12 protein-coding genes, 1 tRNA gene and 2 rRNA genes (1 of these 15 only partly in view) are annotated in these 23,432 nt (G+C 69.7%); 13 read left to right on the forward strand and 2 right to left on the reverse strand.

Features of this window, described 5'->3' with window-relative positions; all coding sequences use genetic code 11:
• The 4 genes from A8713_RS23530 to A8713_RS23545 form a co-directional block, all read left to right on the forward strand.
• Window positions 1-3,075: ribosomal RNA gene (locus A8713_RS23530) — 23S ribosomal RNA — on the forward strand; it begins 47 nt to the left of the window's first position.
• Between the two features lie 84 nt (window positions 3,076-3,159).
• Window positions 3,160-3,276, forward strand: a 5S ribosomal RNA gene (gene rrf, locus A8713_RS23535).
• A gap of 99 nt (window positions 3,277-3,375) precedes the next feature.
• On the forward strand, window positions 3,376-4,071 hold the full coding sequence (locus A8713_RS23540; protein WP_107440697.1) for a DegT/DnrJ/EryC1/StrS family aminotransferase: 696 nt from the start codon (window positions 3,376-3,378) through the stop codon (window positions 4,069-4,071).
• A gap of 41 nt (window positions 4,072-4,112) precedes the next feature.
• Window positions 4,113-4,185: transfer RNA gene (locus A8713_RS23545), tRNA-Thr, on the forward strand.
• Window positions 4,186-4,288: 103 nt separating this feature from the next.
• Here A8713_RS23545 and A8713_RS23550 read toward each other — a convergent pair.
• The gene (locus A8713_RS23550) at window positions 4,289-7,057 is read right to left on the reverse strand and encodes a SpoIIE family protein phosphatase (protein ID WP_064535577.1); all 2,769 of its coding nucleotides are present in this window, start codon (window positions 7,055-7,057) and stop codon (window positions 4,289-4,291) included.
• Window positions 7,058-7,504: 447 nt separating this feature from the next.
• Between A8713_RS23550 and A8713_RS23555 the strand changes: the two genes are divergently transcribed.
• The 9 genes from A8713_RS23555 to A8713_RS23595 all read left to right on the forward strand — a co-directional run bounded on the left by A8713_RS23555 (window position 7,505) and on the right by A8713_RS23595 (window position 22,493).
• Window positions 7,505-13,030, forward strand: a complete 5,526-nt coding sequence (locus tag A8713_RS23555; protein WP_079159091.1) for a HAMP domain-containing protein — start codon at window positions 7,505-7,507, stop codon at window positions 13,028-13,030.
• Window positions 13,031-13,345: 315 nt separating this feature from the next.
• Entirely contained in the window at window positions 13,346-14,026 is a 681-nt protein-coding gene (locus A8713_RS23560) for a response regulator (RefSeq protein WP_064535579.1), read from the forward strand.
• Window positions 14,027-14,207: 181 nt separating this feature from the next.
• Window positions 14,208-17,060 (forward strand): DNA translocase FtsK, encoded by a 2,853-nt coding sequence (locus A8713_RS23565; protein ID WP_064535580.1) that lies wholly within the window; start codon window positions 14,208-14,210, stop codon window positions 17,058-17,060.
• A gap of 333 nt (window positions 17,061-17,393) precedes the next feature.
• Window positions 17,394-18,239, forward strand: coding sequence for a helix-turn-helix domain-containing protein (locus A8713_RS23570; protein WP_064535581.1), 846 nt, complete (start codon window positions 17,394-17,396; stop codon window positions 18,237-18,239).
• Between the two features lie 113 nt (window positions 18,240-18,352).
• Window positions 18,353-19,825, forward strand: coding sequence for a 30S ribosomal protein S12 methylthiotransferase RimO (rimO, locus tag A8713_RS23575; protein ID WP_079159092.1), 1,473 nt, complete (start codon window positions 18,353-18,355; stop codon window positions 19,823-19,825).
• Complete coding sequence (pgsA, locus tag A8713_RS23580; RefSeq protein ID WP_064535583.1) at window positions 19,822-20,586, forward strand: CDP-diacylglycerol--glycerol-3-phosphate 3-phosphatidyltransferase; 765 nt, start codon at window positions 19,822-19,824, stop codon at window positions 20,584-20,586. The genes rimO and pgsA overlap by 4 nt, the downstream gene beginning before the upstream one ends.
• Window positions 20,583-21,128 (forward strand): CinA family protein, encoded by a 546-nt coding sequence (locus A8713_RS23585; protein ID WP_064535584.1) that lies wholly within the window; start codon window positions 20,583-20,585, stop codon window positions 21,126-21,128. Before pgsA ends, A8713_RS23585 begins: the two co-directional genes overlap by 4 nt.
• A gap of 109 nt (window positions 21,129-21,237) precedes the next feature.
• Window positions 21,238-21,615, forward strand: coding sequence for a helix-turn-helix domain-containing protein (locus tag A8713_RS23590; RefSeq protein ID WP_064535585.1), 378 nt, complete (start codon window positions 21,238-21,240; stop codon window positions 21,613-21,615).
• 302 nt (window positions 21,616-21,917) lie between these two features.
• Window positions 21,918-22,493 (forward strand): hypothetical protein, encoded by a 576-nt coding sequence (locus tag A8713_RS23595; RefSeq protein ID WP_064535586.1) that lies wholly within the window; start codon window positions 21,918-21,920, stop codon window positions 22,491-22,493.
• A 50-nt stretch (window positions 22,494-22,543) separates the two neighbouring features.
• On the opposite strand, the gene A8713_RS23600 is transcribed toward A8713_RS23595, so the two are convergent.
• The gene (locus A8713_RS23600; protein WP_064535587.1) at window positions 22,544-23,389 is read right to left on the reverse strand and encodes an Fpg/Nei family DNA glycosylase; all 846 of its coding nucleotides are present in this window, start codon (window positions 23,387-23,389) and stop codon (window positions 22,544-22,546) included.
• Window positions 23,390-23,432 lie beyond the last annotated feature (43 nt).

Genomic DNA, 23,432 nt, shown 5'->3' on the forward strand with positions numbered 1-23,432 from the left:
GATGAAGGACGTGGGAGGCCACGATAGTCCCCGGGGAGTCGTCAACCAGGCTTTGATCCGGGGGTTTCCGAATGGGGAAACCCGGCAGTCGTCATGGGCTGTCACCCGCTGCTGAACACATAGGCAGTGTGGAGGGAACGCGGGGAAGTGAAACATCTCAGTACCCGCAGGAAGAGAAAACAACCGTGATTCCGGGAGTAGTGGCGAGCGAAACCGGATGAGGCCAAACCGTATGCGTGTGAGACCCGGCAGGGGTTGCGTATGCGGGGTTGTGGGATCTCTCTTCTACGGTCTGCCGGCCGTGGGACGAGTGAGAAACCGTTGATGTAGGCGAAGGACATGCGAAAGGTCCGGCGTAGAGGGTAAGACCCCCGTAGTCGAAACATCAGCGGCTCGTTTGAGAGACACCCAAGTAGCACGGGGCCCGAGAAATCCCGTGTGAATCTGGCGGGACCACCCGCTAAGCCTAAATATTCCCTGGTGACCGATAGCGGATAGTACCGTGAGGGAATGGTGAAAAGTACCCCGGGAGGGGAGTGAAATAGTACCTGAAACCGTGTGCCTACAAGCCGTGGGAGCGTCGGAACAAGGCTTGCCTTGTTCTCGTGACTGCGTGCCTTTTGAAGAATGAGCCTGCGAGTTTGCGGTGTGTTGCGAGGTTAACCCGTTGTGGGGTAGCCGTAGCGAAAGCGAGTCCGAACAGGGCGGTGGAGTAGCACGCTCAAGACCCGAAGCGGAGTGATCTAGCCATGGGCAGGTTGAAGCGGAGGTAAGACTTCGTGGAGGACCGAACCCACCAGGGTTGAAAACCTGGGGGATGACCTGTGGTTAGGGGTGAAAGGCCAATCAAACTCCGTGATAGCTGGTTCTCCCCGAAATGCATTTAGGTGCAGCGTCGTGTGTTTCTTGCCGGAGGTAGAGCACTGGATAGGCGATGGGCCCTACCGGGTTACTGACCTTAGCCAAACTCCGAATGCCGGTAAGTGAGAGCGCGGCAGTGAGACTGTGGGGGATAAGCTCCATGGTCGAGAGGGAAACAGCCCAGAGCATCGACTAAGGCCCCTAAGCGTACGCTAAGTGGGAAAGGATGTGGAGTCGCAGAGACAACCAGGAGGTTGGCTTAGAAGCAGCCACCCTTGAAAGAGTGCGTAATAGCTCACTGGTCTAGTGATTCCGCGCCGACAATGTAGCGGGGCTCAAGCGTACCGCCGAAGTCGTGTCATTCACACAATAGCCCCAACGGGTGTGTGGATGGGTAGGGGAGCGTCGTCTGCCGGGTGAAGCGGCACTGGAAGGTAGTCGTGGACGGTTGACGAGTGAGAATGCAGGCATGAGTAGCGATTCACACGTGAGAAACGTGTGCGCCGATTGACTAAGGGTTCCTGGGTCAAGCTGATCTGCCCAGGGTAAGTCGGGACCTAAGGCGAGGCCGACAGGCGTAGTCGATGGATAACCGGTTGATATTCCGGTACCCGCTGTGAAGCGTCAAACATCGAGCATCGTGATGCTAAGGCCGTGAAGCCGCCCTGATCTCTTCGGAGTTGAGGGGAGTGGTGGAGCCGCTGAACCGAGCGGTTAGTAGGTGAGTGATGGGGTGACGCAGGAAGGTAGTCCATCCCGGGCGGTGGTTGTCCCGGGGTAAGGGTGTAGGACGGTGTGTAGGTAAATCCGCATGCCATGTGTCTGAGACCTGATGCCGAGCCGATTGTGGTGAAGTGGATGATCCTATGCTGTCGAGAAAAGCCTCTAGCGAGTTTCATGGCGGCCCGTACCCTAAACCGACTCAGGTGGTCAGGTAGAGAATACCGAGGCGTTCGGGTGAACTATGGTTAAGGAACTCGGCAAAATGCCCCCGTAACTTCGGGAGAAGGGGGGCCACATCTGGTGAGGATCTTTACGGTCTGAGCTGGGGGTGGCCGCAGAGACCAGCGAGAAGCGACTGTTTACTAAAAACACAGGTCCGTGCGAAGCCGTAAGGCGATGTATACGGACTGACGCCTGCCCGGTGCTGGAACGTTAAGGGGACCGGTTAGCTCCATTTCGGTGGGGCGAAGCTGAGAACTTAAGCGCCAGTAAACGGCGGTGGTAACTATAACCATCCTAAGGTAGCGAAATTCCTTGTCGGGTAAGTTCCGACCTGCACGAATGGCGTAACGACTTCTCGACTGTCTCAACCATAGGCCCGGTGAAATTGCACTACGAGTAAAGATGCTCGTTTCGCGCAGCAGGACGGAAAGACCCCGGGACCTTTACTACAGTTTGATATTGGTGTTCGGTTCGGCTTGTGTAGGATAGCTGGGAGACTTTGAAGCGTGCACGCCAGTGTGTGTGGAGTCGTCGTTGAAATACCAGTCTGGTCGTGCTGGATGTCTAACCTGGGTCCGTGATCCGGATCAGGGACAGTGTCTGATGGGTAGTTTAACTGGGGCGGTTGCCTCCTAAAGGGTAACGGAGGCGCCCAAAGGTTCCCTCAGCCTGGTTGGTAATCAGGTGTTGAGTGTAAGTGCACAAGGGAGCTTGACTGTGAGACCGACGGGTCGAGCAGGGACGAAAGTCGGGACTAGTGATCCGGCGGTGGCTTGTGGAAGCGCCGTCGCTCAACGGATAAAAGGTACCCCGGGGATAACAGGCTGATCTTCCCCAAGAGTCCATATCGACGGGATGGTTTGGCACCTCGATGTCGGCTCGTCGCATCCTGGGGCTGGAGTCGGTCCCAAGGGTTGGGCTGTTCGCCCATTAAAGCGGTACGCGAGCTGGGTTTAGAACGTCGTGAGACAGTTCGGTCCCTATCCGCTGTGCGCGTAGGAGTCTTGAGAAGGGCTGTCCCTAGTACGAGAGGACCGGGACGGACGAACCTCTGGTGTGCCAGTTGTTCTGCCAAGGGCATGGCTGGTTGGCTACGTTCGGGAGGGATAACCGCTGAAAGCATCTAAGCGGGAAGCCTGCTTCGAGATGAGGGCTCCCACCCACTTGATGGGGTAAGGCTCCCAGTAGACGACTGGGTTGATAGGCCGGATCTGGAAGCACGGTAACGTGTGGAGGTGACCGGTACTAATAGGCCGAGGGCTTGTCCTCAGTTGCTCGCGTCCACTGTGTTGGTTCTGAAACCACGAACAACCCCATGTGCCACACATGGTGCGGTTGATTGTTTCATAGTGTTTCGGTGGTCATAGCGTGAGGGAAACGCCCGGTTACATTCCGAACCCGGAAGCTAAGCCTTACAGCGCCGATGGTACTGCAGGGGGGACCCTGTGGGAGAGTAGGACACCGCCGAACAATCATTCAAAGGGTTGGACCCCGAACTTCGGTTCCGGGTCCAACCCTTTTTTGTTTCCGGCCACTTGGCGTTCACATGGCCGGGCCAGCATCCGCGGCATGGGTACTGCTGCACTGCTCAGGGCCGCCGGCGTCGGAGTCGGTGACGAGGTCGTCGTGCCGGCGTTCGGGAACGTGGAGGTCGCGGAAGCGGTCGTCCAGACCGGTGCGCTGCCGGTGTTCGCCGACATAGACCCCGTGACGTACTGCCTCGACGCGTCGGCGGTCGAGACGGCCCTGACCGCGCGTACGGCGGCCGTGGTCGTCGTGCACCGCTTCGGGCGGTCAGCGGACCGGGCGCGGCTGCACGCGGCCGGACAGCGGCACGGACTGCTGGTGCTGGAGCACGGCGAGTCCGAGGCGCCGCACGAGGAGACGCCACAGCGCCGGGAGCGAGCCGCCTATCTGGACGCGCGGCTGCGGGGCGTACGGACGCCCGACGGGGGCGACGGGCACACCTACCAGCAGTACGTGGTGCGGGTACCGGGGAACGGCCGGCCGGATCGCGACGCGTTCGCACGGGCCGTACGCGCCAAGGGAGTCGACTGCCGGGTCCCCGTGAAGACGCCCGTGCACCGGCTGCCCGAGTTCCGCCGCTGCGTGTCGCTGCCGGAGACGGAGCGGGCCGCGGCGGAGACGCTGGCGCTGCCGGTGGACGCTTCTCTGACGCGGCGGGAGATGCAGCGGATCGTCACCGCGTGCAATGCGCTCGGCGGACCGGTCGTGGTTGGGAGCACGGCTGTGTTCGGGGTATGATCTATTCCGTTGCCGAGGGGGAAACCCCGAAAAGGTGACAGGCCCCTATAGCTCAGTCGGCAGAGCGTCTCCATGGTAAGGAGAAGGTCAACGGTTCGATTCCGTTTGGGGGCTCCGACAGAAAAGACCCCGCCCTTTCGGGCGGGGTCTTTTGCGTTTTCGGTGGTTTTCGGTGAGCGGCGGAGGGCGCGGGCCCCCGGCGGGGGACCCGCCGGGGTCAGGAGTTGAGCACCTCCGGGACGCGCATGGCCAGGATCGCCATGTCGTCGGACGGCGCGTCAGACGCGAAGCGCTCCACGGCCCGCATGATGCGGGCGGCGACCGCGCCGGCCGTCAGTCCCGTGCAGGTGGTGAGGACGTCCGCGAGGCCGTCGTCGCCCAGCATGCGGGTGCCCTCGCGGCGTTCGGTGACGCCGTCGGTGACGCAGAGCAGGACATCGCCCGGGTCGAGCGTGACCGACTGCTCGTACAGCTCCAGGTCCTCCATGACGCCGAGCAGCGGCTGCGGTTCGGCGGCCGGTTCGACGGTGCCGTCCTGGCGCAGGCGCAGCGGCAGCGGATGGCCGGCGCAGACCACCTTCAGCTGGGCGCTGCCGTCCTCCTGGGGCCACAGCTCGCCGTAGAGGAGTGTGAGGAAGCGGCTGCGGGCGCCCTCGTCGAGGATCGCGGAGTTCAGGCGTTCCAGGACCGCGGGGCCGCCGTAGCCCTCGCGGGCCAGCAGCCGCAGGGCGTGCCGGGCGAGGCCGGTGACGGCCGCCGCCTCCGGGCCCGTGCCGCAGACGTCGCCGATGGCGAAGCCGTAGGCGCCGTCGCGGATGGGGAAGAGGTCGTAGAAGTCGCCGCCGACCTCGTTGCCCTCACCGGCCGCGCGGTAGATGACGTCGACCTCCACGCCGTCGATCTGGGGCAGGCCCGGCGGCAGCAGGCTGCGCTGGAGGGACTGGCTGATGGCGGTGCGCTCGGAGTAGAGGCGGGCGTTGTCCAGGGCGAGCGCGGCGCGGCGGCTGAGGTCCTCGGCCAGTTCGAGGATCTCCTGGCGGAAGTGCTCGTCGGTGGGCTTGCCGAGGGTCAGCATGCCGATGACGCGGTTGCGGGCGACCAGGGGCAGGACGACCGTCTCGCCGCCGACCGCCGCGGCGGTGGCGAGGGTCGGGCCGATGGTCGTACCGATGCGGTGGTGCGAGTCGCCCAGGCTGAGGCTGCGCATGGAGGTGCGCAGGGCCGCCTGGTGGGCCGCCTCGCCGGGCGCGGACCAGACGCGGGCGCCGGGGGTCGGCACCGGGTCGGGTGGGGCGATCTTCGACAGCAGGGACTTGATGCCGTCGATGAGTTCCTCGTCCTCGTGCAGGACGTAGGACAGGTAGGGCTCGGACGCCTGGTCGGCGATCGTATAGACGGCGCACCAGGTGGCCAGGGTGGGGACCGTCATCTGGGCCATCAGGGCGAGGGTCTGGTCGCGGTCCAGGGTGCCGGCCAGCAGGTCGGACGCCTCGACGAGGAAGCTCAGCGAGCCGCGGCGCAGCCGTTCCAGCTCGCCGAGGCGGGCCGATTCGACGGCCAGGGCGATGCGGTCGGCGGCGAACTGGAGGCGCAGCGCCTCCTCGTTGGAGTATCTGCCGGACGCCTCTGCGGCGACGCCGAGGGATCCGGTGAGGCGGCCCTCGACCTTCAGCGGGACCGTGACGACGGAGCGCATGCCCGTACCGCCGAGCAGGGGCACGGCGCCGGGGGCGGCGGTCAGGTCCTCGTGGACGGCGGGCATCCGGGCCGAGCCGTAGCGGCCGGGGCCGGCCTCGACGGGGACGCGGGCGAAGCGCTGGCGGGCGGAGGGCAGGCCGGTGGAGGCGCGGACCTCCAGTTCCGTCTCGTCGTCGGTCGCCAGGAGCAGGAAGGCGGCGTCGCCGTCGAGCATGTCGCGGGCGCGTTCCACCGTGCGCTGGAGGAGGCCGTCGAGGTCGTCGGGGGCTGGGGAGCCGATGAAGACCTCGAAGGGGTCGGTGCCGCTGCCGTCCGCCGAGCCGGACTTGGTGTCGCCGGAGGAGGCGGCGCGGACCGGGGTCTGGAGCACGGCGCGCTCGTGGTCGCGGACGAGCAGGCAGACCGTCGAGGGTTCGCCGCCGGTGTCGCGGACGCGCAGATGGGAGGCGTAGACCGGGATGACCCGGCCGTGGGCGCCGCGGATGCCGTAGCTGCCCTCCCAGCGGGACAGGCGCAGCGCCTCGGCGATGCCGGTGCCGGTGCCGGGCGTGTGCGGCCAGGCCGCGAGGTCGGTGAGGGGCTTGCCGGTCACCTGTTCGGCGGAGTAGCCGAAGAGTTCCTCGGCGTCGTCGTTCCAGGCGGTGATGGCGCCGCCGCGGTCGATCTGGACGACGGCGACGCGGACCCGGCCGTCGGCGAGCGGGAGCATCTCGGCGGGCAGGGAGGGTCCGGCGGTGCGGGTGCCGACCGGGCGTTCGGGCAGGTCGAGGCGGAACCAGACGTTCTTGTGGGTGGGCGTGTACTCCACGCCCCAGCGGCCGGCGAGGGCCGCGCACAGCTGGAGCCCGCGTCCGCCCTCGCGGTCGGGGCTGCCCATGGAGACGGCCGCGCTCTGCAGCGGGACCTCGCGCTCGGGGTAGCGGTCGGAGACCTCGATGCGCACCCCGTGGTCGCTGCGCAGGCACAGGACGTCCGCCGCGGTGCCGGCGTGCACGACGGCGTTGGTGACCAGCTCGCTGGTGAGGACCACGGCGTCGTCGACGATGTCGCCGAAGCCCCACCCTTGCAGGGTGTCGCGGACGAAGGAGCGGGCGGTCGCGACCGATCGCCCCAGTGGCTCGAAGCTGGCGGCCGCGCGCGCGGTGATCACAGAACTCCTCGTCCGGTCGTCGGCATCTCGGCCCCCGCGGCCGCCCGGTTCGCCCCGCTGCTCCGGCAGCTGGTGAGCGTTCGGCCCCGTCGGCCGTGGCTCCGGGGGCTGTCCCCCGGGGATCACTCCGGTGGTCATGTGTGCGGATGCCCTCCGATGCCCGCTTGTCTCCCTGCCACCGTCCAGGCCGGACGGACCGTGGCTGGACAGCCGCATGCAAGGTTACTTACCTTCGCCGTCCGTGCGGATGCCGGTCACCAGTGTTTTCGCCCGGAGGGTGTGCGGACGGTGTGCGAAGCTGCCGAACTGTTATGGCCTGGTTCCGCAGGGGTGAAACACTGGGCAGGCTTCTGTTGACGGTGCGGACGGGCCGAGTGCGGTCCCCGTATGCGGGGCAGCAACCCCTGGTGGGGCTGTGACCCCGGGTGCGGCCCGGTCGTACCGGGGCGGAAGCGGCGAGGTAGTGACGAGGGCACGGGCCGGGACGACGGACCAGTCGTACCGGGGCGGCGTCATCGGATCGGCAGGACCGGCAGCAGTATCCGGAGCACAGCAGTGACGGTCGACCCCTGCGGGAGGGACACAGTGGAGTCTGGCGCAGCGACGCGGGGCACGAAGACGCGCGCGAAAGGCGGTCAGTCCGGGCAGTCCCTGAGCAGTCGGCGCACGCCGAGGGGCGCGACGACGACGGTCGACACGGCCGCCCTGAACCGGCTGCTGGCCGCGCTGGTGGGGATGCGGGACGGGAACTTCCGCAAGCGCCTCACGGTGTCCGGGGACGGCGTGATGTCGGAGATCGCCGCGGTCTTCAACGAGGTGGCCGACCGCAATCTGCACCTGACCGGTGAGCTGTCGCGGGTACGGCGCGTGGTGGGACGTGAGGGAAAGCTCACGGAGCGGCTGGAGACGGGCGCCTGCGAGGGCTCCTGGGTCGCCGCGATCGAGAACTCCAACGCGCTGGTCGATGATCTCGTACGGCCGGTCTCCGAGGTCGGCCGGGTGCTGTCGGCGGTCGCCGAGGGGGATCTGTCGCCCCGGATGGAGCTGCGCACGCAGGCTCCGGAGGGGGCCGGGCATCCGCTGCGGGGCGAGTTCCTGAAGGTGGGCCGGACCGTCAACAACCTGGTCGACCAGTTGTCCGCGTTCACCGACGAGGTCACGCGCGTGGCCAGCGAGGTGGGCACCGAGGGCAAGCTGGGCGGTCAGGCGCGGGTGCGCGGTCTGTCGGGTTCCTGGAAGGACCTCACGGACTCGGTGAACACCATGGCGTCCCGGCTGACGGCGCAGGTGCGGGACATCGCGCTGGTGACCACGGCGGTGGCCAAGGGCGATCTGTCGCGGAAGGTCACGGTGGACGTGGCCGGGGAGATGCTGGAGCTGAAGAACACCGTCAACACGATGGTGGACCAGCTGTCCGCGTTCTCCTCGGAGGTGACGCGGGTCGCCCGTGAGGTGGGCACGGACGGCATCCTGGGCGGCCAGGCGCATGTGCCGGGTGTCGACGGCACCTGGAAGGAGCTCACCGACTCGGTGAACCTGATGGCCGGGAACCTGACGGCCCAGGTGCGCGGGATCGCGCAGGTCACCACCGCGGTGGCCAACGGCGATCTGTCGCAGAAGGTGACCGTTCCGGCGCGCGGCGAGGTCGCGCGGCTTGCCGAGACGATCAACCAGATGACCGAGACGCTGCGGATCTTCGCGGACGAGGTCACCCGGGTGGCCAACGAGGTCGGCGCGGAGGGCAGGCTCGGCGGGCAGGCGATCGTGCCGGGCGTGGCCGGGACGTGGAAGGACCTGACGGACTCCGTCAACACGGTGTTCCGGAACCTGACCACGCAGGTGCGGGACATCGCCGCGGTGACGACGGCGGTGGCCAGTGGTGACCTGTCGCAGAAGGTCACCGTGGACGTGGCCGGCGAGATGCTGGAGCTGAAGAACACCGTCAACACGATGGTCGACCAGCTGTCGGCGTTCGGCGCCGAGGTCACCCGGGTCGCGCGGGAGATCGGCGTCGAGGGCGAGCTGGGCGGCCAGGCGCAGGTGCCGGGCGCGGCGGGCACCTGGAAGGACCTGACGGACTCCGTCAACACCGCGTTCCGCAACCTCACCGGCCAGGTGCGCAACATCGCGCAGGTGACGACGGCGGTGGCCAACGGCGACCTCTCCCAGAAGGTCACCGTGGACGTCTCCGGTGAGATGCTCCAGCTGAAGAACACCGTGAACACGATGGTGGACCAGCTGTCCTCGTTCGCCGACCAGGTGACCCGGATGGCCCGTGACGTGGGCACCGAGGGGCGTCTGGGCGGCCAGGCGCGGGTGGACGGTGTGTCGGGCACGTGGAAGGAGCTGACGGACTCCGTCAACTCCATGGCGTCCAACCTGACGGGCCAGGTGCGCAACATCGCCCAGGTGACGACGGCGGTGGCCCGCGGTGATCTCTCGCAGAAGATCGACGTGGACGCGCGCGGCGAGATCCTGGAGCTGAAGAACACCATCAACACGATGGTCGACCAGCTCTCCGCCTTCGCCGACCAGGTGACCAAGGTGGCGCGCGAGGTGGGCACCGAGGGGCGGCTCGGCGGCCAGGCGCAGGTGCCCGGCGTCGCCGGTGTGTGGCGGGACCTGACCGACTCCGTGAACGGCATGGCGGGCAATCTGACCTCGCAGGTGCGCAACATCGCGCAGGTCGCCACCGCCGTGGCCCGGGGCGACCTCTCCCAGAAGATCACCGTGGACGCCCGCGGGGAGATCCAGGAGCTCAAGAACACCCTGAACACCATGGTGGACCAGCTCTCCTCGTTCGCCCAGGAGGTCACCCGGGTGGCCCGCGAGGTGGGCACGGAGGGCATCCTGGGCGGCCAGGCCGAGGTGCAGGGCGTGGCCGGTACCTGGAAGGACCTCACCCAGTCGGTGAACTTCATGGCGAACAACCTGACCATCCAGGTCCGCAACATCGCCGAGGTCACCACCGCCGTCGCCAAGGGCGACCTGTCGAAGAAGATCACCGTCGACGCCAAGGGAGAGATCCTCGAACTCGTCACCACGGTGAACACGATGGTCGACCAGCTGTCGTCCTTCGCCGAGCAGGTCACGCGGGTCGCCCGCGAGGTGGGCACGGAAGGCATCCTCGGCGGTCAGGCGCACGTGCGGGGCGTCGTCGGCATCTGGAAGGACCTCAGCGACAACGTCAACCTGATGGCCAACAACCTGACCATGCAGGTGCGCAACATCTCCCAGGTCGCGGCGGCGGTCGCCAACGGCGATCTGACGCGGACGGTGACGATCGAGGCGCGCGGCGAGGTCGCGCAGCTCGCCGACACCTTCAACACCATGGTGAAGACGCTGAGTTCCTTCGCCGACCAGGTGACCAAGGTGGCCCGCGAGGTGGGCACCGACGGCATCCTGGGCGGGCAGGCGTACGTGCCGGGTGTGGCGGGGACCTGGAAGGACCTCACCGAGTCGGTGAACCAGATGGCGTCCAACCTGACCGGTCAGGTGCGCAACATCGCCATGGTGACCACGGCCATCGCCAAGGGCGATCTCACCAAGAAGATCGACATCGACGCGCGCGGGGAGATCCTGGAGCTGAAGACGACCATCAACACGATGGTCGACCAGCTGTCCAGCTTCGCCGAGGAGGTCTCGCGCGTGGCCCGCGAGGTGGGCACCGAGGGGCAGCTCGGCGGCCAGGCGCGGGTGCGGGACGTCGACGGCACCTGGCGGGACCTGACCGAGTCGGTGAACGAGATGGCCGGGAACCTGACCCGGCAGGTGCGGGCCATCGCGCGCGTGGCGACCGCCGTGACCCGCGGCGACCTCAACCTGAAGATCGACGTGGACGCCTCCGGGGAGATCCAGGAGGTCCAGGACTCGATCAACAAGATGATCGCCAATCTGCGCGACACCACGATCGCCAACAAGGAACAGGACTGGCTCAAGGGCAATCTGGCCCGGATCTCCGCGCTGATGCAGGGCCGCCGCGACCTGGTGGACGTGGCCTCGCTGATCATGAGCGAGCTGACGCCGGTGGTCTCCGCGCAGCACGGCGCCTTCTTCGTCGCCATGCCGCTCGCCGACGACAAGGACCTCGGCGGTGACCAGGAGGACGCCTACGAGCTGCGGATGCTCGGCTCCTACGGCTACTCAATGGGCTCCATGCCGACCTCGTTCCGGCCCGGTGAGGCGCTGATCGGGACGGCCGCCGAGGAGAAGCGCACGATCCTGGTGGAGCGGGCGCCCAGCGGCTATCTGAAGATCTCCTCCGGGCTCGGCGAGGCGCCGCCCGCGCAGGTGATCGTGCTGCCGGTGCTGTTCGAGGGCAAGGTGCTGGGCGTGATCGAGCTGGCGTCGTTCACGCCGTTCACGCACATCCAGAAGGACTTCCTCAACCAGATCGCGGAGATGATCGCGACCAGCGTCAACACCATCTCCGTCAACACCAAGACCGAGCAGCTGCTCAAGCAGTCCCAGGAGCTGACCGAGCAACTGCGCCTGCGCTCCGAGGAGCTGGAGCAGCGGCAGAAGGCGCTCCAGGCGTCCAACGCCGAACTGGAGGAGAAGGCCGAGCTGCTGGCCCAGCAGAACCGCGACATCGAGGCGAAGAACTCCGAGATCGAGGAGGCCCGGCAGGTCCTGGAGGAGCGCGCCGAGCAGCTCGCGGTGTCCATGCGCTACCGCAGCGAGTTCCTGGCCAACATGTCGCACGAGCTGCGTACGCCGCTGAACTCGCTGCTGATCCTGGCCAAGCTGCTCGCCGACAACGCGGAGGGCAACCTCTCCCCGAAGCAGGTGGAGTTCGCCGAGACGATCCACGGCGCGGGCTCGGACCTGCTCCAGCTGATCAACGACATCCTGGACCTGGCGAAGGTCGAGGCGGGCAAGATGGATGTCTCCCCGACGCGCATCGCCCTCGTCGAGCTGATCGACTACGTGGAGGCCACCTTCCGGCCGCTGACCGCGGAGAAGGGCCTTGACCTGTCGGTGCGGGTGTCGCCGGAGCTGCCGGCCACGCTGCACACCGACGAGCAGCGGCTCCTCCAGGTGCTGCGCAATCTGCTGTCCAACGCGGTGAAGTTCACCGACTCGGGCTCCGTCGAGCTGGTCATCCGGCCCGCGCGCGGTGATGTGCCGCAGGCGATCCGGGAACAGCTGCTGGAGGTCGGCTCGCTGTCCGATCCGGACATGGAGATGATCGCGTTCTCGGTGACCGACACCGGTATCGGCATCGCGGCCAGCAAGATGGGTGTGATCTTCGAGGCGTTCAAGCAGGCCGACGGCACCACCAGCCGCAAGTACGGCGGTACGGGCCTGGGGCTGTCCATCTCGCGGGAGATCGCGCAGCTGCTGGGCGGCGAGATCCACGCCCAGAGTGAGCCCGGCCGCGGCTCCACGTTCACGCTCTATCTGCCGCTGCACCCGGGGGACCTGCCGCCGCACGGCTACCAGCAGCCGGTGTCCGCCCTGGACACCGACGACCTGGTGGAGGCCGGCGAGCCGCAGCTGACCGAGCTGCCCGGCGTGTCGCACGCCTCCGAGCTGTCGGCGGCCCAGGTCGAGACACCGGCCGAGGTGAAGTCGTACCAGGAGACGCAGAACGGCGCCGCCGCGCTGTTCCGGCGCCGCCGCAGGGCGCTGCCCGCCGCCGGGCAGCAGGGGCCCGAGGACGGGCCGGAGCAGTGGTCGCCGCAGATCGCGGAGCCGTCCGGGACGCCGCAGCAGAACCGGGACGTGCGGTTCGGCGGCGAGAAGGTGCTCATCGTCGACGACGACATCCGCAACGTCTTCGCGCTGACCAGCGTCCTGGAGCAGCACGGTCTGTCGGTGCTGTACGCCGAGAACGGCCGGGAGGGCATCGAGGTCCTGGAGCAGCACGACGACGTGGCGGTGGTGCTGATGGACATCATGATGCCGGAGATGGACGGGTACGCGACGACCACGGCGATCCGCAGGATGCCGCAGTTCGCGGGGCTGCCGATCATCGCGCTGACCGCGAAGGCCATGAAGGGCGACCGGGAGAAGGCGATCGAGTCGGGCGCCTCCGACTATGTGACCAAACCGGTCGATCCCGATCATCTGCTGGGCGTGATGCGGCACTGGATGGGCGAGGAGTGACACGGTTGCGGGGCCCGCGGTGATCCGGGTCCCGGTTCCGGGAACTTTCCCGGACAGCCGGGAGTTGTCGGTTCGGGGTCCCCGATGCCGTGTAGAGACACGGGATTCGGGGAACCTTCTGGTCTCGCGTCGCGTTTCCGCTGCGTGCACTGTGACATCGCGGTGACAGGGTGTGGTGACAGGCGGGGTGCGGCTACGATGACCGGCACAAGGACGGGCGGCGCAAGGAAGTCGTCCCCTGGGGCGGCACTCACCGGTGCTGCCCCGATTCCTGCGGACAGGGGCGGCCCCAAGCCGGGGCGAGGAGGGCGGGCCATGGTGCAGAAGGCCAAGATCCTCCTGGTCGATGACCGGCCGGAGAATCTGCTGGCGCTGGAGGCCATCCTCTCCGCGCTCGATCAGACGCTGGTGCGGGCATCGTCCGGGGAGGAAGCGCTCAAAGCGCTGCTCACGGACGACTTCGCGGTCATTCTGCTGGACGTCCAGATGCCGGGCATGGACGGTTTCGAGACGGCCGCGCACATCAAGCGGCGGGAGCGGACCCGGGACATCCCGATCATCTTCCTCACCGCGATCAACCACGGACCGCACCACACCTTCCGCGGCTACGCGGCGGGCGCGGTGGACTACATCTCCAAGCCGTTCGACCCGTGGGTGCTGCGCGCCAAGGTCTCCGTCTTCGTCGATCTGTACATGAAGAACTGCCAGCTGAAGGAGCAGGCGGCGCTGCTGCGGCTCCAGCTGGAGGGCGGCGGCCGGGGCGCCGTCGGCGAGGGCAAGGAGGCGGCCGGACTGCTCGCCGAGCTGTCCGCGCGCCTGGCCGCGGTCGAGGAGCAGGCGGAGGCGCTGTCCAAGCAGCTCGACGACGACTCGGCGGACGCCGCGGCGGTGGCGACCGCGGCCCATCTGGAGCGCAAGCTCACCGGTCTGCGCCGCGCACTGGACGCGCTGGAGCCGGGCACGGGCAGCGCCTCCTCGCTCCCGTCGCAGAACTGACGGCCACCGGCGGCGCGTTGGGGCCGCCGGGCGGAGCCGGGGGGAGCGCCCACCGGGCGTCCGGGGCGTGGCCGTACGGCATGTGAGCCCTGGTCAACTGCCGCAACGACAGCCACGACACGAACGGGTGAAGCAGAGGGCACACGTGTCCGGCGCCGCCTCCGGCGGTAATCTCGCCCCTATGGCCTCACGTCCCTCCGCAGCCAACAAGCCGCCCGCGAAGAAGGCGGCCGCTTCCGCGAAGGCTCCGGCGAAGAAGGCCGCCGCCAAAAAAGCCCCGGCCAAGAAGGCTCCCGCGAAGAAGGCACCCGCCAGGAAAGCCGCCGCGGCCAGGCCCGCGCCCCGGCCGGCGCCGAACCCCACCGGGGGCGTGCTCCGCGTCGTACGCGCCCTCTGGCTCGGCCTCGCGCACGCCGTCGGCGCCGTCTTCCGCGGCATAGGGCAGGGCGCGAAGAACCTCGACCCCGCGCACCGCAAGGACGGCATCGCCCTGCTGCTGCTCGCCGTCGCGCTGATCGTCGCCGCCGGCACCTGGGCCGATCTGCGCGGTCCCGTGGGCGACCTGGTCGAGATCCTGGTCACCGGCGCCTTCGGGCGGCTCGACCTGCTGGTGCCGATCCTCGTCGGGATCATCGCCGTCCGCTTCATCCGGCACCCGGAGAAACCCGAGGCCAACGGCCGGATCGTGATCGGCCTGTCGGCGCTCGTCCTCGGCGTGCTCGGCCAGGTGCACATCGCCTGCGGCTCGCCCGCCCGCAGCGAGGGCATGCAGGCGATAAGGGACGCCGGAGGTCTCATCGGCTGGGGCGCGGCGACCCCGCTGACGTACGCCATGGGCGAGGTGCTGGCCGTCCCGCTGCTGGTACTGCTGACCGTGTTCGGACTGCTGGTCGTCACCGCCACCCCCGTCAACGCCATCCCGCAGCGGCTGCGGCTGCTCGGCGTGAAGCTGGGCCTGCTGCCCGACCCGGAGGACTACGAGGACGCCGGGTACGGCGAGTACGGCGAGTACAGCGAGGACGACGCGCGCTACGACGAGCAGTGGCGCGAGGCCCTGCCCGCGCGCCCCCGCAAGCGCCGCAGCGCCCCCCAGGACCAGGGCTACGACCCCGAGAGCGCCGAGCAGGAGGCGCTCGCCAAGCGGCGCGGCCGGCCCCGGCGCTCCGCCGTGCCGCAGCCCGACATGGAACGGCAGATGGACGCGGTGGACGTGGCCGCCGCTGCCGCCGCCGCGCTCGACGGCGCCGTCCTGCACGGCATGCCGCCCTCCCCGGTGGTGGCCGACCTCACCCAGGGCGTCACCGTCGGCGACCGCGCCGAGACCCCCACCCCCACGCCCACCCCGGTCCCGGCCGCCCGCCCCGAGCAGGACGCGCCCGCCGCGCGCCCCCCGGGCGAGCCGGCGCCGAGCGGTGCCACGGCGGGCCCCACCGGAGCGGGCGCCCCCGCGCGCCCGGCGGCCGGCAAGCCGCCCGCCGGGGTCCCCGACCTCACCAAGGCCCCGCCCGCCCAGACCCACGACCTGCCGCCGCGCGCCGAACAGCTCCAGCTCTCCGGCGACATCACCTACGCCCGGCCGTCCCTGGACCTGCTGGAGCGGGGCGGCCCCGGCAAGGCGCGCAGCGCCGCGAACGACGCCATAGTGCACGCGCTGACCACCGTCTTCACCGAGTTCAAGGTCGACGCGCGCGTCACCGGCTTCACCCGCGGCCCGACGGTCACCCGCTACGAGGTCGAACTCGGCCCGGCCGTGAAGGTCGAGCGGATCACCGCGCTGGCCAAGAACATCGCCTACGCCGTCGCCAGCCCGGACGTGCGGATCATCAGCCCGATCCCCGGCAAGTCGGCGGTCGGCATCGAGATCCCCAACACCGACCGGGAGATGGTCAACCTCGGTGACGTGCTGCGCCTGGCGGCCGCGGCCGAGGACGACCACCCGATGCTCGTCGCGCTCGGCAAGGACGTCGAGGGCGGCTATGTGATGGCCAACATCGCGAAGATGCCGCACATCCTGGTGGCCGGTGCCACCGGCTCCGGCAAGTCGTCCTGCATCAACTGCCTGATCACCTCGATCATGATGCGGGCGACCCCGGAGGACGTCCGCATGGTCCTGGTCGACCCCAAGCGCGTCGAGCTGACCGCGTACGAGGGCATCCCGCACCTGATCACGCCGATCATCACCAACCCCAAGCGGGCCGCCGAGGCGCTCCAGTGGGTCGTGCGCGAGATGGACCTGCGCTACGACGACCTGGCCGCCTACGGCTTCCGGCACATCGACGACTTCAACGCGGCCGTGCGCAGCGGCAAGGTGAAGTCCCCGGAGGGCAGCGAGCGCGAGCTGCAGCCGTACCCGTACCTGCTGGTGATCGTGGACGAGCTGGCCGACCTGATGATGGTCGCGCCGCGCGACGTGGAGGACGCGATCGTGCGCATCACGCAGCTCGCGCGCGCGGCCGGCATCCACCTGGTGCTCGCCACCCAGCGGCCCTCGGTGGACGTCGTCACCGGTCTGATCAAGGCGAACGTGCCGTCCCGGCTGGCCTTCGCCACCTCCTCGCTCGCCGACAGCCGGGTCATCCTCGACCAGCCCGGCGCCGAGAAGCTGATCGGCAAGGGCGACGGGCTGTTCCTGCCGATGGGGGCGAGCAAGCCGACCCGGCTGCAGGGCGCCTTCGTCACCGAGGCCGAGGTCGGGGTGGTCGTCCAGCACTGCAAGGACCAGATGACGCCGGTGTTCCGGGACGACGTCGTCGTCGGCACCAAGCAGAAGAAGGAGATCGACGAGGACATCGGCGACGACCTCGACCTGCTGTGCCAGGCGGCCGAGCTGGTGGTCTCCACGCAGTTCGGGTCGACGTCCATGCTCCAGCGCAAGCTGCGCGTCGGCTTCGCCAAGGCCGGCCGGCTGATGGACCTGATGGAGTCGCGGAACATCGTCGGGCCCAGCGAGGGGTCCAAGGCGCGCGACGTGCTCGTGAAGGCCGACGAGCTCGACGGTGTGCTGGCCGTGATTCGGGGCGAGAGCGAGGGGTAGGCGCAAGGAGTCCGCCGGGGCCGACGGCCGCCCGGCGGACACCGGTGCCGCGAGCGGGCGGCGGGCGGGCCGCCCGGTGGTCCGGCCGGCCGGGGTCACCCGTCCGTGATCCACCCGTTAGCCGGCGCCGGGCAACCCTTTCGCCTGGCCGTACGTCAACGTGGGCAGGACACCGGATGCGGGTCCCCCCATCGGCTCCGCACCCGTCCCACCATCGGATTGTCCGGCCATTCCGATGGCGTACAAAGTACCGCCGCCGGGTCGCTCCACCCTTCGGCACACCCCTAGACTGAACCTCCAGCACAGGCGGCTACACGCTCGAAAGGCGCCCCCGTGTCCATCGGCAACTCCCCTGAAGACGAGCGTCCGTTCGAAGACGTTTCCGAGGAAGCCGGCCCCTCCGTCGGCCGATCCCTCAAGGACGCCCGGCTCGCCGCCGGGCTCACCGTCGACGAGGTCAGCACCGCCACCCGCGTCCGTATCGCCATCGTGCACGCCATCGAGGCCGACGACTTCGCCCCGTGCGGCGGGGACGTCTACGCCCGGGGACACATCAGGGCCCTGGCGCGCGAGGTGGGCCTCGACCCCGCCCCGCTGCTCGCCCGCTTCGACGCCGGCCACGGCGGCCGCCCGGCGCCGACCCCGGCCGCCCCGCTCTTCGAGGCGGAACGCATCCGCCCCGAGCGCCGCGGACCCAACTGGACCGCCGCCATGGTCGCCGCGATCGTCGTGGTCGTCGGCTTCGTCGGCTTCACCGCCTTCAAGGGCGGCGACGACGGCGACGCCAGTGCCAAGGCGCAGGCCGCCGAGGGCTCCACCGCCTCCACGAGCACCCCGCCCTCGCCCGCCCCCAAGCACACCAAGCCCGCCGACCCCAAGCCCGCGCCCTCGGACAGCGCCATCGCCGCCGCGCCCCAGGACAAGGTGACCGTCCAGGTCAGCGCGCCCGACGGCCGCAGCTGGGTCTCGGCCAAGGACCACAACGGCCGCATGCTCTTCGACGGCCTGCTGAACAAGGGCGAGTCCAAGACCTTCCAGGACAGCACCAAGATCAACCTGATCCTGGGCGACGCCGGGGCGGTCCAGCTCTACGTCAACGGCAAGAAGATCGAGGACCAGTTCCAGTCGGGCGCGGTGGAACGCCTCACGTACACCAAGGGCGACCCCCAGGTCGGGTGACATCGCGACCGGCCCGCGACCGGGATCCCGCCAGGCAGGAGAAGACGGGATCGGCCACGCTCGGCCAACCCCGTCGACGTGGGGTGTCGGCGGGACAAAGTAGTCTTGAGCCCATGCCTGAACGCCGTACCGTCGCACTCGTCACTCTCGGCTGCGCCCGTAACGAGGTGGACTCGGAGGAGCTCGCAGGCCGTTTGGAGGCGGACGGCTGGCAGCTCGTGGAGGACGCCGCGGACGCCGATGTCGCCGTCGTCAACACCTGTGGCTTCGTGGAAGCCGCCAAGAAGGACTCCGTCGACGCCCTCCTGGAGGCCAACGACCTCAAGGACCACGGCAGAACCCAGGCCGTGGTCGCCGTCGGCTGCATGGCCGAGCGGTACGGCAAGGAACTCGCCGAGGCCCTTCCCGAGGCCGACGGCGTGCTCGGCTTCGACGACTACGCCGACATCTCCGACCGCCTCCAGACCATCCTGAGCGGCGGCATCCACGCCGCCCACACCCCCCGCGACCGCCGCAAACTGCTGCCGATCAGCCCGGCCCAGCGCCAGGACGCGGGCACCGAGGTCGCCATCCCGGGCCACGGACCCGCCGACCTGCCCGAGGGCGTCGCGCCCGCCTCCGGGCCGCGCGCACCGCTGCGCCGTCGGCTGGACGGCGCCCCGGTCGCCTCCGTCAAGCTCGCCTCCGGCTGCGACCGCCGCTGCTCCTTCTGCGCCATCCCCTCCTTCCGCGGCTCCTTCATCTCGCGCCGCCCCAGCGACGTGCTGAACGAGACGCGGTGGCTGGCCGAGCAGGGCGTCAAGGAGATCATGCTGGTCTCCGAGAACAACACGTCCTACGGCAAGGACCTCGGCGACATCCGCCTGCTGGAGTCCCTGCTGCCCGAGCTGGCGGAGGTCGACGGCCTGGAGCGGGTGCGGGTCAGCTACCTCCAGCCCGCCGAGATGCGGCCCGGCCTGATCGACGTCCTCACCTCCACCCCGAAGGTCGCCCCCTACTTCGACCTCTCCTTCCAGCACTCCGCGCCCGGCGTGCTGCGCGCCATGCGCCGCTTCGGCGACACCGACCGCTTCCTGGAACTGCTGGACACCATCCGGTCCAAGGCGCCCCAGGCCGGCGTGCGCTCCAACTTCATCGTCGGCTTCCCCGGCGAGTCGGAGGCCGACCTCGCCGAGCTGGAGCGGTTCCTCACCGGCGCCCGCCTCGACGCCATCGGCGTCTTCGGCTACTCCGACGAGGACGGCACCGAGGCCGCCACCTACGAGAACAAGCTGGACGAGGACGTCGTCGCCGAGCGGCTTGCCCAGGTCTCCCGGCTGGCCGAGGAACTCGTCTCCCAGCGCGCCGAGGAGCGCGTCGGCGAGACCGTGCGGGTACTCGTCGAGTCCGTCGACCCCGGGGAAGGGGTGTACGGCCGGGCCGAGCACCAGGCGCCCGAGACCGACGGCCAGGTGCTGCTCACCGGCGGCACGGGCCTGGCCGTCGGCCGTATGGTCGAGGCGAAGGTGGTCGGCACCGAGGGCGTCGACCTGGTCGCCGAGCCGCTGGCGGATCCGCTCGGGTGGAGTGAGGAGGCGGGCAGATGACGGGAGTCCCGGCATCCGCGGCGGGCGGCGCCCCCGGGGCGCGGCCCACGGCCCAGCAGGTGTCCGCCGCCATGACCTCCGGCACCGGAGGGCAGGGAGCCGAGGGCGCCGAGCGGGAGCAGGACGCCGGCAGACCCGCGCGCGGCGGCAAGATCACCGCCGCCGCCGTCAACCAGGCGAGCGTGTGGAACGTCGCCAATCTGCTGACCATGCTGCGGCTGCTGCTGGTGCCCGCCTTCGTGGCCCTGATGCTGGCCGACGGCGGCTACGACCCGGCCTGGCGCTCGTTCGCCTGGGCCGCGTTCGCCGTCGCCATGATCACCGACCTGTTCGACGGTCATCTGGCCCGTACGTACGACCTCGTCACCGACTTCGGGAAGATCGCCGACCCCATCGCCGACAAGGCGATCATGGGGGCGGCGCTCATCTGTCTCTCCGCCCTCGGCGACCTGCCCTGGTGGGTGACCGCGGTGATCCTCGGCCGGGAACTCGGCATCACCCTGCTCCGTTTCCTGGTCATCCGCTACGGCGTCATCCCCGCGAGCCGCGGCGGCAAGCTCAAGACCCTCACCCAGGGCGTGGCCGTCGGGATGTACGTGCTGGCGCTGACCGGCTGGCTGGCCACGCTGAGGTTCTGGGTGATGGCCGCGGCCGTGGTGCTGACCGTGGTGACCGGTCTGGACTATGTGAAACAGGCCATTGTGCTGCGCAGGCAGGGAATCGCCGAGCGCACGGCGGCGTTGAAGGAACCGGAAGCGTGAGTTCGTACGCCATCGACGTGGTGGAACTACTGACCGTGAGGGGTGAGACGCTCGCAGTGGCGGAGTCGCTGACCGGTGGCCTCGTCGCGGCGGACATCACCTCGGTCCCCGGGGCTTCCAAGGTCTTCCGGGGTTCGGTCACCGCCTACGCCACGGACCTCAAGCACCGCCTGCTCGGCGTGGACGCCACTCTGCTGGCGCAGCGCGGGGCGGTGGATCCGCAGGTCGCGGCCCAGATGGCCGTCGGCGTGCGCGAGGCGCTGGGTGCGGACTGGGGCATCGCGACCACGGGCGTCGCCGGCCCCGAGCCCCAGGACGGACAGCCGGTCGGCACGGTCTATGTGGCCGTGGCGGGCCCGCCGCACGCCGAGGACGGCGCGACGGGTGGCGGGAAAACAGCCGCACTGCGGTTGAACGGCGACCGGGCGGACATTCGTATGGAGAGTGTACGGAGCGTACTCGCACTGCTTCTGGAGCGGACTGCGGGCGAACACACCGGAAATGAGCGGGCACAGGATACGGAACGGAACGGGGGGTTCTGATGTTTGCAGCCCTGAGTGAACACGACATCGCTCCCCGCACGGCCGCGTCGCGAGGCGGTACGGTGGGGCGTGAAGGATGCGGCTACGCGGTCCGAGGAGGGAGCCACCGATGATTCTGCTCCGTCGCCTGCTGGGTGACGTGCTGCGTCGGCAGCGCCAACGCCAGGGCCGTACTCTGCGCGAAGTCTCCTCGTCCGCCCGAGTCTCGCTCGGCTATCTCTCCGAGGTGGAGCGGGGGCAGAAGGAGGCTTCCTCCGAGCTGCTCTCCGCCATCTGCGACGCGCTGGACGTACGGATGTCCGAGCTCATGCGGGAAGTGAGCGACGAACTCGCCCTTGCCGAGCTGGCCCAGTCCGCTGCGGCCAGCGATACCGTGCCCACGCCGGTTCGCCCGATGCTGGGTTCCGTTTCGGTGACCGGTGTGCCACCGGAACGGGTGACGATCAAGGCGCCCGCCGCCGAGGCGGTGGACGTGGTCGCCGCGTGACGGCTCTGTGCGCGTGAACTGACGTAAGACGTCGTGAGGCCCCGGCCGGGGCGTCTCCGGGAGACCGGGGAGGCACCGGCCGGGGCCTTTCGTGTGCCCCGGGCCGCGCGGAACCGGGGCGTCCCCGGAGGCATGAGCGAGGGGCGCTCGCGTTTGCCGGGGCGCTGCGCTCCGGTGAGGGTGGAGAACGGACCGAATTCCGGTCGACCGGCGCAAGGGAGTGGAAGGAGCGCCTCCGCGTGCCCCGGTGCGCCCTCCTGCGGGCGAGGGCGGCGTTCTAGCGTCGGGCTGGAGGTGGGCGCGTGGGTGCGACGGCGGGGCGGGTACTGCGCTGGGGCGCCGCCCTGGCGCTCGGAGTCTTGTGGTGGTGGGCGGTGCTCCGCCTGGTGCTGACGGACGGCGCGGGGGTGCTGGAGGCGGCGGTCGCGGCGGGCGGCTGGGGGCTGAGCGTGCTGCCGCTGCACTGCGTGGGGTCGCCGTCCGCGTCTCCGTCGCCGTCAGCGTCCCCTTCTCCGGATGCTCCGGACCGCGCTGTCGACGGCCCCGGTGCGGGCCCGTCCGGTCCGGTGCTCGGGCTGCCCGCTGTGTGCGCCGACGGGGGTGAGCGGCTCGGGGGCGGGCGGTGCGGGGGTGAGGGGTTCGCCGCGCCCCGGGATCTCGGCGGCTCGGCGTGGGCCGAGGCCGACGGCCGGCCCTACGGGCACGGCGGGGGAGCGCCGTCCGCCGCGGGCGGGTGGCCGGCGGCCCGCGAGGGAGGCGGTCCGGCGGCCGGGGCCGGTGCGGGCCCAGGGCTGGAGCGGCCGGAGGACGGCCCGGGGGACCCGCCGGGGGACGGGTCCGGGGAGCTGCCCGACGGGTCCGGGGAGCTGTCCGGCTGAGTGCGCGGCCGCGGTGGTCCGCTGTGGCCGGTCCTCCGGGTGACGGCGCGTCAGCGGGGCGTGCGGTGGTAGCGGTCGCGCCACCGCTGCGGGGAACCCGGCGGCGGAGCGGGCCCGGCCTGGCAGGACGGACACCAGTACGTGGGACGTTCCTGGGAGCCGTCGCCCTGGTCGGCGACCCGCACCGAGGTGCCGCAGCGCAGACAGGGGCGGGGCGCACGGCCGTAGACGAACAGGTCCTGACCGCGCAGGCCCGTGGTCTGCCGGACCACGCGCTCGCGGTTGGCCTCCAGGAGCCGCCGGGCGAGGGCGGGCAGCTTCGCCGCGCGGTCGGCGGGCAGGGCGCCCACGGGCAGCCACGGGGTCACGCCGAGCAGGAAGCACAGCTCGCTCTTGTAGACATTGCCGATCCCGGCGAGGTTGCGCTGGTCGAGCAGGGCCTCGCCGAGCGGGCGGGCCGGGTCGGCGAGGAGGTGCGACAGGGCCAGCTCGGGATCCCAGTCGGGGCCGAGCAGGTCCGGGCCGAGGTGGCCGACGACATGGTCCTCCTCGGTGCTGCGCAGCAGCTCCAGCACGGGCAGCCGGTAGCCGACCGCAGACCGCTCGGCAGTGGCGAGGACGACGCGGATCTGGTGCCCGGGGCCGCCCTTCCAGCGCTCGCCGCCGCCGAACACCTTCCAGGCACCCTCCATCCGCAGATGCGAGTGCAGCGTCAGACCGCCCTCGAACCGGGTGAGCAGGTGCTTGCCCCGGGCGACGGTCTCCAGCACCGTACGGCCGGACAGGTCGGCGGTGGCGTAGCGCGGCACCCGGAAGTCGCTGCGGACCAGCACCTGTCCCGCGAGCGCGTCGTGCAAACGCTTCGCGGCCTGCCAGACCGTGTCACCTTCGGGCATGCGTCAAGGGTGACACGGCGCCGGGCGCACGGCGCCGACGGCC

This window comes from Streptomyces sp. SAT1, from assembly GCF_001654495.1.
Lineage (GTDB): Bacteria > Actinomycetota > Actinomycetes > Streptomycetales > Streptomycetaceae > Streptomyces > Streptomyces andamanensis.

Coding starts and splice junctions, on each gene's coding strand:
- A8713_RS23560 (WP_064535579.1), top strand. CDS start 13,346: ATGGTGCAGAAGGCCAAGATCCTCCTGGTCGATGACCGGCCGGAGAAT.
- A8713_RS23550 (WP_064535577.1), bottom strand. CDS start 7,057: ATGACCACCGGAGTGATCCCCGGGGGACAGCCCCCGGAGCCACGGCCG.
- pgsA (WP_064535583.1), top strand. CDS start 19,822: ATGACGGGAGTCCCGGCATCCGCGGCGGGCGGCGCCCCCGGGGCGCGG.
- A8713_RS23590 (WP_064535585.1), top strand. CDS start 21,238: ATGATTCTGCTCCGTCGCCTGCTGGGTGACGTGCTGCGTCGGCAGCGC.
- rimO (WP_079159092.1), top strand. CDS start 18,353: ATGCCTGAACGCCGTACCGTCGCACTCGTCACTCTCGGCTGCGCCCGT.
- A8713_RS23540 (WP_107440697.1), top strand. CDS start 3,376: ATGGGTACTGCTGCACTGCTCAGGGCCGCCGGCGTCGGAGTCGGTGAC.
- A8713_RS23565 (WP_064535580.1), top strand. CDS start 14,208: ATGGCCTCACGTCCCTCCGCAGCCAACAAGCCGCCCGCGAAGAAGGCG.
- A8713_RS23600 (WP_064535587.1), bottom strand. CDS start 23,389: ATGCCCGAAGGTGACACGGTCTGGCAGGCCGCGAAGCGTTTGCACGAC.